At 54.9% G+C, this 13652-nt stretch carries 10 protein-coding genes; 2 read left to right on the forward strand and 8 right to left on the reverse strand.

Features of this window, described 5'->3' with window-relative positions; translation table 11 throughout:
• Positions 1-214: 214 nt before the first annotated feature.
• On the forward strand, positions 215-1501 hold the full coding sequence (locus tag OKC40_RS20360; RefSeq protein WP_270796763.1) for an RNA-guided endonuclease InsQ/TnpB family protein: 1287 nt from the start codon (positions 215-217) through the stop codon (positions 1499-1501).
• A gap of 33 nt (positions 1502-1534) precedes the next feature.
• Here OKC40_RS20360 and OKC40_RS20365 read toward each other — a convergent pair whose 3' ends face one another.
• The 7 genes from OKC40_RS20365 to OKC40_RS20395 form a co-directional block, all read right to left on the reverse strand.
• Positions 1535-4633, reverse strand: a complete 3099-nt coding sequence (locus OKC40_RS20365) for a type I restriction endonuclease subunit R (RefSeq protein ID WP_270796765.1) — start codon at positions 4631-4633, stop codon at positions 1535-1537.
• Positions 4626-5813 carry an AAA family ATPase gene (locus OKC40_RS20370; protein WP_270796767.1) on the reverse strand — a complete coding sequence of 396 codons (1188 nt, stop codon included), beginning with the start codon at positions 5811-5813 and terminating at the stop codon, positions 4626-4628. The genes OKC40_RS20365 and OKC40_RS20370 overlap by 8 nt, the downstream gene beginning before the upstream one ends.
• A 1-nt stretch (position 5814) precedes the next feature.
• Positions 5815-7965 (reverse strand): type I restriction-modification system subunit M, encoded by a 2151-nt coding sequence (locus OKC40_RS20375; protein ID WP_270796769.1) that lies wholly within the window; start codon positions 7963-7965, stop codon positions 5815-5817.
• 215 nt (positions 7966-8180) lie between these two features.
• Positions 8181-8924, reverse strand: coding sequence for an ATP-binding protein (locus OKC40_RS20380; RefSeq protein WP_270796771.1), 744 nt, complete (start codon positions 8922-8924; stop codon positions 8181-8183).
• The gene (locus OKC40_RS20385) at positions 8921-9811 is read right to left on the reverse strand and encodes an AlbA family DNA-binding domain-containing protein (RefSeq protein WP_270796773.1); all 891 of its coding nucleotides are present in this window, start codon (positions 9809-9811) and stop codon (positions 8921-8923) included. Before OKC40_RS20385 ends, OKC40_RS20380 begins: the two co-directional genes overlap by 4 nt.
• 28 nt (positions 9812-9839) lie before the next feature.
• The gene (locus OKC40_RS20390) at positions 9840-10046 is read right to left on the reverse strand and encodes a helix-turn-helix domain-containing protein (RefSeq protein ID WP_161507985.1); all 207 of its coding nucleotides are present in this window, start codon (positions 10044-10046) and stop codon (positions 9840-9842) included.
• 644 nt (positions 10047-10690) lie between these two features.
• Positions 10691-11428 (reverse strand): hypothetical protein, encoded by a 738-nt coding sequence (locus OKC40_RS20395; RefSeq protein WP_270796775.1) that lies wholly within the window; start codon positions 11426-11428, stop codon positions 10691-10693.
• A 129-nt stretch (positions 11429-11557) separates the two neighbouring features.
• Here OKC40_RS20395 and OKC40_RS20400 point away from each other — a divergent pair, with 129 nt between their 5' ends.
• The gene (locus OKC40_RS20400; RefSeq protein WP_270796777.1) at positions 11558-13132 is read left to right on the forward strand and encodes an AAA family ATPase; all 1575 of its coding nucleotides are present in this window, start codon (positions 11558-11560) and stop codon (positions 13130-13132) included.
• A gap of 6 nt (positions 13133-13138) precedes the next feature.
• Here OKC40_RS20400 and OKC40_RS20405 read toward each other — a convergent pair whose 3' ends face one another.
• Positions 13139-13408: a hypothetical protein gene (locus OKC40_RS20405; protein WP_017936950.1), complete on the reverse strand. Its 270-nt coding sequence runs from the start codon at positions 13406-13408 to the stop codon at positions 13139-13141.
• Positions 13409-13652: the final 244 nt, after the last annotated feature.

The following is a 13652-nucleotide window of genomic DNA, read 5'->3' on the forward strand; positions in this document are numbered from 1 at the left end:
GCCCGACCAAGCATTTTTATTATTCCAGATTTTTTGAACGTGTGTAGGTGGTTTTTCTACACAATCATGTGAGGGTAGATAATCGCTTGGTTATCAGCCAGGCCGTAAAACCCCGTCATTTATGGCGGGGATATAAGGCTGCACTTGCTTGTGAACCAGTCCTGCGCAATGCTGCTGTATATATATCCAGCGTAATAACCCAGAGCCGCCAGTTGTGAAAGATTTCCGGGTCATCAAAGTCAATATCGGTACGCCGACTCGCAGACAGACCGAGCTGCGGGTCGAGGCCGGGCGACTCTGGCGCCGACTGGTCCGGTTGCACAAATACTGCCGCCGCCGTCACTGGGCATGGCCCTCCGAAAGCCAGCTCAAACAACATTTCAAAGGCCGGTTTGGTCTGCATTCCCAAACCATCCAGGCACTCATCGAAAAGTTCATCGCCAATATCGACTCCACCCGCACCAAACGCAGCGCAGGCGACAAGAGCGCCCGCTATCCGTGGCGCGACCAGAGAAAATTCCAGGTGGTCATGTGGAAGCCCTCGGCCATTCGTCGTCAGGGTAACCGGCTTTCCTTGTCCAACGGCGCCGGACGCAAAAAGCTCACCGTGAAGCTGCCAGCCAGCCTGCCATCGGGAAAGATTGTGGCAGTCGAGCTGGGCTTTCGGGAACTGCGCCTGACTTTGCGTCAAACCGTGGCCGAGCCGGTTTCTGCCGGAATGAATGTGGTCGCCGCCGATATGGGCATCATCCATCTGGCTGTCATGACCGATGGCATTCAATCCAGTGGCATTGTCGGCCGTGGACTGCGCTCGCTGGTACAGGGCAAGAACCGCAGGCTGGCCATCTATCAGACCGCGCTGTCGAAAACCCAAAAGGGCTCGCGGCAAAACCGCAAACTGCGTGTGGCCAAAGCCCGGATGTTGCAGCGCTACCGCAATCAGGTTCACAACCTGCTGCACCATGCTGCCAACCAGATGTTGGACTTCTGCCAAGCGCGTGAGGCCGGAACCCTGGTGGTCGGTGACATCACAGAGATGCCGCGCAACAAGCGCAAACAGAAGCAAGGCTCGCGTCGTCTGAATCAAGGCAACTCGGGTAACCCGCTGGGCCAGCTCTATGGCTATCTGGCCTACAAGGGCAAACGCCGGGGCATCGAGCTGGTCAAGCAGAACGAAGCCTATACCTCGCAAACCTGTCCTGCGTGTGGCCATCGCCATAAACCCGCAGGCCGAGTCTACCATTGCCGCCAGTGCGGCTATGTGGGCATTCGGGACAATGTTGGTGCCTGTAACCAACTGAACAAATACCAGAACGACGGGCGGATAATCGCCGGAAACTGCATTCCCCCCGAGCTGGTGAAGTATCGCCGCCCCGTAACACTACGGCGCGGCGTAGACCGTCTGACTGGCGGCATGTTGCTGGATACCACCCTCACTGCGGATGCAGGCTCTTCGGGGCCAGGCTCTCACAAGCCGCTGTGTCTGCGGTCTGTGGCTTGATCCAGAATCCTCTTCCTTCAGGGGGAGGAGCAGTCAAAGTTGCCCGCCTACACCCTTGAACTTCTCAACAAAGGCAGCGATCTTCTGGAAGACAGTCTGCTTCTTGGTCAGGAATTGCGGGTTCAATGGGCTCATCTTAGGCAGAACCGCATTGAGCTCCGTGCCATTCTCGGTGGCGAACTCGCGCTTCAGTGAGTTGGTGATATAGCGCTTGGCGGCTTCTGCGTTCAGGCCCTCGTCGCTAATCAGCTCTGCAGCCTCTCGCTGCTGTTCCGCTTGAGCGAAAGTGAAGAAGGCCTCAATTACGCTGGCCTTGTCGCCGATCTGGTCCAAATCGGTCTGGTTGATGAAGTCCACCACCAGACTTTCTTTCGCGCGGTTGCCCAGGCTGGCACGAATCACACGCCGCACTTCATCCACCAGTTCAGACTTGCTCTTGGTCTTCTTGTTGTGCTCGAAGATCAGTTCCAGGATGTAGTCCAGGTTGATTTCCTGAGACTTCAATAGGTCCACCTCAAAGACCACGTCATCCCAGTCAATGGTGGACTTCTCTTTCTCGGCCCCAGCCTTCTCACGGCGTAGCCAGTCGCGCACGTCGTTGTAGGTCGAGCGATAGTCCTGAACCTTCCGCTCGGGCGGGAGCGTGATGGCTTGCAGCTCGGTCAGATCTTCATCACTCAGGTAGTGCTTGGCCTTGAATGCCTCGACCGCTGCTGGGTCGGTCATGTCGACGCTTTGCAATTCCTTCAAGCTGGCAAATTCGTCATAGTTCTGCAGCACGTTCTCGACGCGTAGGTACTCGCCGAACAGCTTGGCGAAGGCTTTTTTGTCAGCTTCCTTTTCAATGGCCGATGGATCGGGAAAGCGGGTTTTCAGCTCGTTCACCACGGCGACAAAACCACGTCGCGCCTCACCGGTGGCCGCATCGGTGAAGCCTTCCATGTACTCCTGGTAGCTCTTCTCCAGCACCACGTTCTTGGTGTTCTTATCACCGAACAAGGTGATGGCGTCGATGGTCGCCTGTTCCAGGTCGCGGAAAGTGACGATATTGCCGAAGGTCTTGGTGGCGTCAAAGATGCGGTTAGTACGCGAATAGGCCTGCATCAGTCCGTGGAAGCGCAGATTCTTGTCGACAAACAACGTGTTGAGCGAGGGCGCATCGAAGCCGGTCAGGAACATACCCACCACGATGAGCAGGTCGATCTCCTTGGCCTTCACCTGCTTGGCCAGGTCTCGGTAGTAGTTCTGGAAGCCGTTGCTATCCACGCTGAAGTTGGTTTTGAACAGTGCGTTGTAATCCGCAATGGCTGCGCTCAAAAACTCCTTGGCGCTGCTGTTCATTGCGGATACATCAAAGCTTTCATCCTGAATATCGCCGATAGCATCCTGCTCCTCATTGGCGGCGAAGGAGAAGATGGTCGCCACGCGCAAAGGCTTGTCGCTATCCTTCTGCAAGGTCTTGAACGACTCGTAATACAGCTTGGCGGCATCGACGCTGCTCACGGCAAACATAGCGTTGAAGCCCTTGTTGCCCGCGTGCAGGCGGTGGGTTTTCTGCCGGAAGTTGGTCAGGATGTACTGGGTAATTTCGCGGATGCGGTCAGGATGCAGCAGGGCTTGCTTGTTCTCTGCCGCACTCAGCTTCTTTTCGTCCTTCTCGGTCTCGATGGCCTTGAACTGCGGGCGAACATCGTTGTAATCCACCTTGAACTTCAGCACCTTCTCATCGCGGATCGCGTCGGTGATCACGTAGGAATGCAACTCGCGGCCGAATACGCTGGCGGTGGTTTCCGCACCCAGCGCGTTCTCCGGGAAGATTGGGGTGCCGGTAAAGCCAAACTGATAGAACCTCTTGAACTTCTTCTGCAGGTTCTTCTGCGCTTCACCGAACTGGCTGCGGTGACATTCATCGAAGATGAACACGACCTGTTTGCCGTAGATGGGCAAATCACCTTCACTCTTCATCAGGTTATTGAGCTTCTGGATGGTGGTGACGACGATCTTGTTGTCGTCCTTCTCCAGATTGCGCTTGAGGCCAGCCGTACTATCAGAGCCATTCACGCTGTCGGGAGAAAAGCGCTGGTATTCCCGCATGGTCTGGTAGTCCAGATCCTTGCGGTCCACCACGAAGAACACCTTGTCGATGAAATCCAGCTCGGTGGCCAGGCGCGCCGCCTTGAAGCTGGTCAGCGTCTTGCCGGAACCGGTGGTGTGCCAGATAAAGCCACCGCCCTCAAGACTGCTCCAGCTCTTGGCCTGATAGGCGCTCTTGATCTTCCACAGAATGCGCTCGGTGGCTGCGATTTGATAAGGGCGCATCACCAGCAGTGTATCGCTCACGTCGAACACCGAGTAATGCAGCAACACATTAAGCAGGGTGTGTTTCTGGAAGAAGGTGGCCGTGAAGTCCTTCAGGTCCTTGATCAGCGTGTTGTCCGCCTTCGCCCAGTTCATGGTGAAGTCGAAGCTGTTCTTGTTGCGCTGCGTGGTGTTGGCGAAGTAGCGGCTGTCGGTGCCGTTGGAGATCACAAACAGCTGCAAATACTTGAACAAGGAATTCTCGCTGTTGAAGCTCTCCTTGCTGTAGCGATGCACCTGGTTGAAAGCCTCGCGGATGGCCACGCCGCGCTTCTTCAGCTCTACTTGTACCAGTGGCAGGCCATTCACCAGAATGGTCACGTCATAGCGGTTGGCATGGCTACCGGTTTGCTCAAACTGGCGGATGGCCTGCACCTTGTTGCGGGTAACGTTCTTTTTGTCCAGCAGGTAGATGTTCTGGATGCGGCCATCGTCAAACACGAAGTCATGGATGTAGTCATCATGAATTTTGCGCGTCTTGTCGACGATGCTGTCGCTGGGTTTGTCCAGGTAGGTTTCAACAAATCGCGCCCACTCACCGTCGGAGAACTGCACGTTGTTGAGCGCCTGCAGTTGCGCGCGCACATTCGCCAGCAAGGCTTGCGGCGTGTTCAACGTAGGCAGGAATTCGTAACCCTGATTGACCAGATCCTGAATCAGCTCGCGCTCCAGATCACTTTCGCTCTGGTAGCCTTCTGCGACCTTCCATTCTTGGGTGTATTTATCCAGAACGATAAAAGTATTGGATTCTGCGATGGTTTTGTAATCAGTCATTTGGCACTTCCTGAGGCTCGTTCCAGAATCCATATTTACTGCTTAAGAAATTAACAAGTTCTTCTAGCTTATATTTGTCGTGAGCTTCGACTTCACCAGCCTCCTCAGCCGCATGCGCAGAATGACTTGAAAGGTTCAGAATTCGATTGAAAAATGGGTCTGGATTTCCGTCAGCAGCTCTAGGGAGTAGATTCTCCCAATGGTCATATCCTAAAAACGTGGCCGTTTTCTCAAAGATATTTCTTAGAAAACTAAAATGATATTTTTTTAGCTGGCCACTGGCAATGGCTGTTCTAATCTCAGACAGCAGATGTAGATGATATGAAAATGGAGTTTTTCGATCTAGTAACGTGAGTTCAAAGGTACCATCTGCATTCTTGTCAAAACGGTATTTTTTTGAATCTCCTGGTCTATATAGCCAATCAATAATTTCAGCATCTGGATCTTTGGCTAGTTTGTTGTTGAATTCATTCGCAAGAATATTGTAAAACAATGGGCTGTGTGTCGTGATTATAAACTGCAAGCCAGTAGAGCTGGACTTAACCAACTTTGCTATGTCAACAGCTAGCTCAATTAGATGATTGTCATCAAGTGAACTAACAGGGTCATCAATAAATACGTACTTTAATTGATTGAAGTCAGCTGTGCTTCGTTCCTCTGCAGGAGTGTTTAACTCCTCTACAATCAGATTCAAAAGACTGTAAAACATGCACCAAATCAGATTACTTTCCTCACCCTTAGAAATCTTAATTGGTGTATGTTCCTCATCTCCTCTTATTGTAAAGTGGATCTCGGAGAAATCGGCATTGAATTGCGGCTCTATGTTGCTATTCGTTAGTTTCTGAAAGTAATCAATGACTATCGGACCCTGTCCTTGCTCTTCGAGCACCCATGTTGTAAATGCGTTGGGATGTATTATTAACTTTCTGTCTTCATCATCATTCAAGTCATTATCCCAAAAAAACAAGTCTTCGGTGAAGGCGTTGTAATAGATGACATTTTTCCGAGCCAAATCTGATGCCTCTGCATCTTCACCATCCGCATCAATTTCTTCTGCAACTAACTCTTTAAACTCTCTAGATAGGCGTGTTTTCCCTGTGCCATTAAAGGCATAGATCAGCTGCACCTTCTTGTTGGCGTCTTTCAGCTGCTGAGCAATTTCGGTCAACGTCTTGCCCATGTTATAGCGCTACCTCTTGCGTAGAAAATCCCAATAGAGCGCGGCGATAAAAGTTGTGTTGCTTATTTCTTGCATTAAGCTCTGCATTAAGCTCTGCATTAAGCTCTGCAAATGAATCTAGTATGCTGACAATTTCCGCTTGAATCTCCTGAGACTTCTCTGGACTATTGGGACAAGGAAGAGGGATGGGTATTTTTATCAAGTCGCCTTTTGTCAACTTTGACCTGTCTTTGTTTGGCAAATAGGGAATAAAGTTAACTGTACGCAAATAGTGGTACAGAAATTTCGTGTTCAAACATGCTTTTCCGCGAACAACGTGGACATGATTATTGGCCCAGAACTTACCCGTTGCATACTGAATCGAGTAATTCTCTAGACTAGCCGAACCATCCTCCGCTATCAAAACGTACTCGCCATCGTGAGTATGGCCTTCTACATAGTCTTGAATGTTATTGGCACCGAAATATGGGGTCTCACCCGGCTTCCGCAGAGATGCCTTTACGGGTCTTCGAGCATTGTTTGCTATTTCAACGAACTCGTTATCTCCCAAGGCGGTCCAGCTGACTTCATATCCTTGGAGTATTTTTACAACGAAGCTCTCAGCTTCCACATCTCCGAACCTTGCAACAATTTCATCAATTTTTGCGCGCAATTGGTTGATTTTTTCGACCGTAGTTTCTAGCTCATCATTGAGTTTTTCGATGTCCACCACTTCGCGGTTGTCTTTGGCTTCGACATAGGTGCTAACCGACAGGTTGTATTCCTTGGCGACGACTTCTTCCAGCGGTGCCGACTTGGCAAAGTGATCGACGTTTGCCTTGCTATCAAACACGGCCATGATTTGCGCGATATGCGAATCCAGCAGTACGTTGTTATTGGTTTCTTTCTTGAATAGCCCGCTGGCATCGATGAACTGGGTCGTGGTGTCCTTCTTATTCTTTGCTAGCACCAGAATGTTCACGGCGATGGTGGTGCCAAAGAACAGATTGGGCGCGAGCGAAATCACGCTCTCGACATAGTTATTGTCCACCAGGTACTGGCGGATTTTCTGCTCGGCCCCGCCGCGATAGAAAATACCTGGGAAGCAGACGATGGCGGCACGGCCTTTGCTGGACAGGTAGCTCAGTGCGTGCAATACAAAGGCAAAGTCGGCCTTGGACTTGGGCGCGAGCACACCAGCCGGGGCAAAGCGGTCGTCGTTGATCAAGGTCGGGTCATCCGAGCCAATCCACTTCACCGAGTACGGCGGGTTGGAAACGATGGCATCAAAGGGCTTGTCGTCGCCAAAATGCGGTTCGGTCAGGGTGTTGCCGAGCTGGATGTTGAACTTGTCGTAGTTCACGTTGTGCAAGAACATGTTCATCCGCGCCAAGTTGTACGTGGTGTGGTTGATTTCTTGCCCGAAGAAGCCGTCTTCGATCAGGTGCTGATCGAAGTGCTTCTTGGCTTGCAGCAGCAGCGAGCCGGAGCCACAGGCGGGGTCGTAAATCTTGTTGACGCTGGTTTGCTTGTGCATTGCAAGCTGTGCGATCAGCTTGGACACATGCTGCGGCGTGAAGAACTCGCCGCCCGACTTGCCGGCGTTGGCGGCGTAGTTCGAGATCAGGAACTCGTAGGCATCGCCGAACAGGTCGATGTGGCTTGCATCGAAGCCGCCAAAGTCCAGCTCAGCCACGCGTTTGAGCACTTTGGAAAGACGATCGTTCTTGTCTTTGACAGTATTGCCAAGCCGGTTGCTGGTGGTGTCGAAATCAGCAAACAGGCCTTTGATGTCGCGCTCGGAGGGGTAGCCGTTGGCGGAGGCTTCGATGGCGGCAAAGATGTTGGCCAGGTCGGTATTCAGGCTTTCGTTGGTGTTGGCGTTGGCCGCGACATTGACGAACAGCTGGCTGGGGTAGATGAAGTAGCCCTTGGTCTTGATGGCGTCATCTTTGGCGGCAGCGATGTTCGCATCATCGTCCGCCATGGCGGCGTAATTAACAGAAGGGTCGCCGCCGGTGATGTAGTCGATGAAGTTCTCGCTGATAAAGCGATAGAACAGGGTGCCCAGTACGTATTGCTTGAAGTCCCAGCCATCGACGGCACCGCGGACGTCATTGGCGATGGCCCAGATCTGGCGCTGTAGGGCAGCGCGTTGTTCATTGCTTGTCATTTTAAAGTCCTGTTTCGATTCGTTGAGCCCTGCTCAGGCGCGATGCTTGAGCAGGAGTAAATGGGTTGTTACGGCAATAGGGCCGCGTTCTATCTCCCGGCCTTCTTCGCCTTGGGTCGATAGAAATCCTTGATTCTTAAGGCGGTCACCAACATATCGCCCGGCTTCTATCGCCCACCTATCGACGATAGTGCGCAGGTTGTCCGATAGGCTGCTCATGCCACCGCCCAGTAGCGCCGCCAGCGCTTGTTACCCTCAAAGCGGACTTCCCCGCGCCCGATCAGCTCTTCCAGCGCGCGCTTGACTTGCTTGGGATGGATTTCGCCGCCGACGCGCTGGTGGATGTCGCTGATGGCCGACCTGGGGTAGCGCTGCAGGTCTTCCAGTACCAGCGCGGCCAAGCGGTGTGGCTCAATGCGTTTGAGGGTGGTCTCGCCGGTGAACTGGAGGCTGCGCAGCAGGCTGGGGTCAACAAAATAGCGTGTTGCCTGGGTACGCCCGGCGCTTTGCACCAACTGCCAGTCCAGTAGGCGCTTTAGCCAAGGTTGCAATGCTTCAACCGACGGCAGCTCAAGCGACGTTACCAGCTCGCGTGCCGTCAGGGCATCTTGCTGCGCCAATAGGCCCAACGCGATCCTCTCGCGCTGCGTGAGCTGATAGGTCTGGTCCGCTTTCGCAATGAAGTCGATGACCTCAGGCTTGAGAATGCGGCGGCGCACTGTCACCTGCACACGATCGTGGGTCTCGATCAACTCGGGAGCCGGGCGGCCCTGAGAGAGCAGCACCTCGAAGATCTTGTCGAAGCCGCTGCCTTCCCGCTCCATCAGCTTCAAGTCATGGAACAGGCGTGCCAGGTGTTCGTTACGGCGTACCGTAGTGTGGAGCACGTTCTGCGGCGAGACGCCCAGCGGTAGCGGTCCAGGGTTGACCACTTCCAGCCGGTCTGGATGCAGGTTCAAAAGATGTCACCGCGCTGGGTGTAGGGACGATGTACCAATGCGTTGACCAATAACTCGCGCACCACGATTTCATCGAAAGCGGGCACGTTCTGGCGGTACAGGCCATCGGGTAGTTCGTAGCGCTCGCGAAAGTCAGGCACCGCCTGCCAGACCGCTTCGATCAATTCCATCGGGCTTTGCGTGTGGTCGTCCCAGACCAGCTTGTTGACCTTCTGTCCGTGCTCGTCGTACTTGATGAACTGGATGACCGGAGCGGTGGTCAGTTGAGCGCGATGATGCTGGCGACCGAGACTGAGCACGCCCAGATTGGTGAGGTTCGGCCCTTGTGCGAGCTGATAGTGATCGAGCAACTCATCGTCAGACTTCTCTTTCACGGAAGGCTTGACGCGATCCGATGCGCGCAAGGCTTCGAGCAGCTTGTCGCGTTTGGCAGGATCAATTTCGGTACGTGGAACATGCAAGGTGGTTTGCGTTTCCCATGGCAATGCGGAACGCTCGCTGGCGAGGCGCATAACGTCATCACCCGTCACGGGCTTGCTTTGGTCGGCTACGCGCAGGAAGTAGCGGCCGTCCGTGGTAGATGCAACGGCCATGGCGCGCGGAATGAGCAATTCGATGTATTGGCCGCCATTAGGGGCGATGGTGACATCCGGCAGCACCGTCATGTTGACCGTGCGCTCTGCCAACTTGCGGCGCAATGTGTCAGGCAAGTCTGGAGGGACACGCTGATCGGCGGGAGGCTCGCTCTGGCCATCCTCGATCCCCAGCAGTAGGCGGCCACCGGTTGCATTGGCAAAGGCAATGCAATCCTTAGCAATTTCGTTCCAGTCCGCCGTCTTGCCAGTCACGGCCCGCAAGGACTTTTGGTCAAGGAGTTGCCCTTCCAAGCTCACGCGTCACCTTCCCCTGCTGGATTCATTTTTGTTCGCTCCCATCGCCCGATTCTTCATCGGCACCTCCAGCTCGTACCCACTCATCCACTTCCGAGAGCTGGAACTTCCACAGCCGCCCTACGCGGTGCGCGGGCAGACCCTTGCGCTCGCGCCAGCGGTACACGGTGTCCTTGGCCACGCCCAAGTGCTGGGCGACGTGCTCGGCGGTAACCCACGGTTCTTTGCTCATGTCGTTGGCGCTCGGATTATGCGATTCAAAGTCGTCTTAAATCGTTTGAAGTCTACCATTTAGGTGCTGTGGAAGCATCCCGATTGCCTTTGACTGCGTTCGCTGTAAGTTGAATGTGGTAACACGGGGCGCAGTGCCACACTGTCACCACCATGGTGACACACTGTCGCCACAGGGTGACCACATTGTCGCCACCATCCTTGCCACTCTTTCAACACATTGTTCGCACAAGGTTGCCACGTTGTTGCCAACATGCCGCCACACTGTTTACACAGTCGGCCGGCAGCCCGATCTGATCGCACAGATATTTTTTGCTGGTCACAAAGGCTCTTGCCACGTTACTCCCCATCACATTTGGGCGCGACATGTATGACGCAGTGTGTTTGATGATACGACGCAATGTTGGAATGTACGTTGTGCGACGTTAGAAAGATCGTTAAGCACACTAGATATAACGTAGTATTATGTTGGTCATCACATCATTTTTTTGCGCCCCAACACAACACCATTAGGAAGAACGTAGCGTGACGTTAGAAAGAACGTAGCGCCAGATTGGGAGTAACGGGGCATGTGACCAGCTAAAAGTCATGCGATCGCGCAGCACGATTTGAAAACCCAACGGATGGAAACAGCGCATTTTTTGCTTACTCAGTTGGCGGCATGTCCGCTTTTCCGCTGCTGCGGAAATGGCTATCAACCAGCTTGGCGATGTCGGCAGGCTGGGCTCCTGTCTTGAGCGCAAGGCACAGCGCTTGTTCCAGCTGCTGCCACCCCCGTGATGACGCGACATTGCTGCCAACCGTTTCGGTCAGACGGAACATCAGCCCTTCCAGCAGCTCTTCGTCACCCACGTCCGCTGCGGCCTGCTCCGCCAGCGCCAAGAGGACGTTGTGTGCTGATGCCAACGAGTCGATTGGCACCCAGGCCAATGCTGCAGGGGTGGTGATGACACGATCCACCCTGACGACTGTCGCCAAATCAAGGGCTTGATCGACGCCCGGCTCGATCTCCATGCGGATCAGCACATCGCCAGCCAACAGAAAGCGCGTCTTAATGAGCCCCGGCTGTTCATCCTGAAACAACCACACTGGCTGCGTGTTGGCCAGCAGCGTGCCTAGTACAAGCTTGCTGTCATCCAGCGCCCCGCGATCATGCCAAGGGTGCAACACGTCGGTACGCAGGCGGCCGCCTTCCACACCGAGGTGGTGCAACAGGCCGACCAGTCGTTTGGCGGAGATCACCTGCTCCTTGCCACGCAGCCAGACCGAGAGGTTGGCAGTGCGGATACCGGTGGCCTCGGCGATCCGCCCCAGCGTTTCCCCGCGCAGTCGTATCAAGGCAGCGGCAAGGGCTGGCAATTGTTCGTTGGTAAGGCTTGGCATATCGGGCTCTGCGAATTCACTGTAAATCACTATAAGACTTATTGGCCGACAAGACGAGCGCGCGGAGTTTGGCGATTCGTGTAAATTGGCGTTATAGTAAATTATAGTTAGATGTTTTGAGAGGCCATCATGCGCAAGCCGAAGCAAATCCGTCCGTTGCGCCTGCGGGAATACGAAGCTGCCATTACTGCGCTCAAGGAGCAGCATCCCTGGCTTGCCCGGCAGATCGTCGAACCCGCGCCGGGGCATCTGGCTTTGGTAGCACATCTGTTTGCCCAGGTGGAATGCCTGCTGCCGCCCACAGTGCTCGCACTCAAGGGCTCACTGTCGGTGAGTTGCAACCGGGATCGCCTGGTCATTTATTACCAGCCGCCGCGACGCCACAGCGAACGTGCAGCGGCAGTGTTCGATCTGATTGCCCAGACCAAGCACCTTTCGCTGCAACAATGCCCCGTCTGCGGCGCACAGGTTATCGGGGACGGCATCCGTCCCCAGCGCTGCCCGCAACATGACGGCATCCAAGGGTTGTTTGCCGAAGAAGTGCGCCGCAGCCGCCAGCTCATCGTCGAACAGGGGGTACAGCAGGTGGTGCACGATCTGGGCAAGGTGACGACCGAAGATGTACGTGCCGCCGTGGCGGCTGAAAATGAGCCGGTCTTGAGTGAAGCCGAACCGGAGCAGGTTCAGGAGCAGCCGACAGAAGCCGCTAAATCAGCGCCCTTGCCGAGCATCGTCTTTCTCGATGAAGCCGGGCTGGAGGCGTTCGTGGATCGCCACCGACCAAAAGGCGACGACAAGTTCAAGCGCGCACAGGCGATGGCAGAGCGGATCAAGCGGGCGGGCCATGGCAGCCGCCAACTGGGCCTGCTACCCCCGGACTGGAAAGCCCTGCTGGATGAGTTCGCGCAGGCTTTCCCAAACTTCCATGAACTGGCCGAGCTGATGCGTGATCACTTCGCCTTGTCCAGTCTGGGCGATGGCCGGGTGTCCTGGCCTGCCGTGTTGCTGGTCGGCCCGGCGGGCATCGGCAAAACCGAGGCGGCACGCTGGCTTGCCGATCAGCTCGTGCTACCGTTCCGGGTCTTCGACATAGCGAGTACGCAATCAAGTTCGCCGCTCGCCGGTTCCGAATCATTTTGGAGCAATTCCGAGCCAGGCCAGCTCTTTGAGCTGTTGGCCTACCAGCCACTGGCCAACCCGGTGGTGGTACTCGATGAACTGGACAAGGCCAGTAACGGCAGACCGCAATACGATCCGCTGGCAGCACTCTATACCTTGCTGGAACCGCGCAGTGCGCGGGATTTCATCGACTTGTCGATCCGCGACTTTGCCATTGACGCCAGTCATGTCAATTGGATGGCGACCGCGAATGAGCTGGAGGCGATTCCGGGGCCGCTACGCTCACGGCTGACGGTGTTGCACATTCAACCTCCCAGACCGGAGCAGGTAAGAAGCATTGCGCAGTCGATTTACAACCGCCTCCGCGACGAGTCGAGCTGGGGCACTGCCTTTGCCGAGCGACTGAATGATGATGTCCTGTCCCGTCTGCAAGCCTTGCCGCCGCGCAGTGTGCGTCTGGTTCTGCAGCGGGCCTTGGGCTCGGCAGCTCGTGATGGCCGGGGTGTTGTCCAAGTGCAAGACATCAGGCCGCCGGTCGAGATCAACCGCCGTGGCGTTGGCTTTGTCAGCGAGGGCTGGAATTGAGGTTGCTCAGCGTTGTCCGGATAGCCAGGCCGCACCGGCGGCCAGTGCATCGGCCTCGCTGGGGTAAGTGGTCGATGGGCCGCTGATGATGCAGGGCTTGGTTTCGCCGTCGCCTTCCACCGTCCACAGCTCCCAGGTTCCGTCATTTTTCCAGCTAGGGATGGCGGTGTAGGGTTTGTCTTTCAGCGCAGCCAGCGCGGCATCCACTTCGGGACGGATCTGCAACTCACCCGAGTAGATATAGGGTGTCGCGCAGCGGGCATCAGATCGGCTCATGTTCCTTGCTCCAGAAAAGCTCCAGTAGTGCGCTCGCCTGCAAGTAAATACCGGGGTTGCGTGCTTCACTCGGGCCAGCAATGTTGAGAATAGCGATGGAATGGCTAAGGAAGGTGCGAATAAGCGGGGAAATTCTTCTCGGCTGACTCAGTCATTTCATTTTTTCCTGTTTGAGCCGATTTTTTCTCCCGTAAATGCCTTGAATCAGCCTATTTAGACCGTTTCTTCGCCATTTAAGGCGTTA

Origin of the sequence: Aeromonas sp. QDB11, assembly GCF_027705265.1 — a bacterium.
GTDB lineage: Bacteria > Pseudomonadota > Gammaproteobacteria > Enterobacterales > Aeromonadaceae > Aeromonas > Aeromonas allosaccharophila.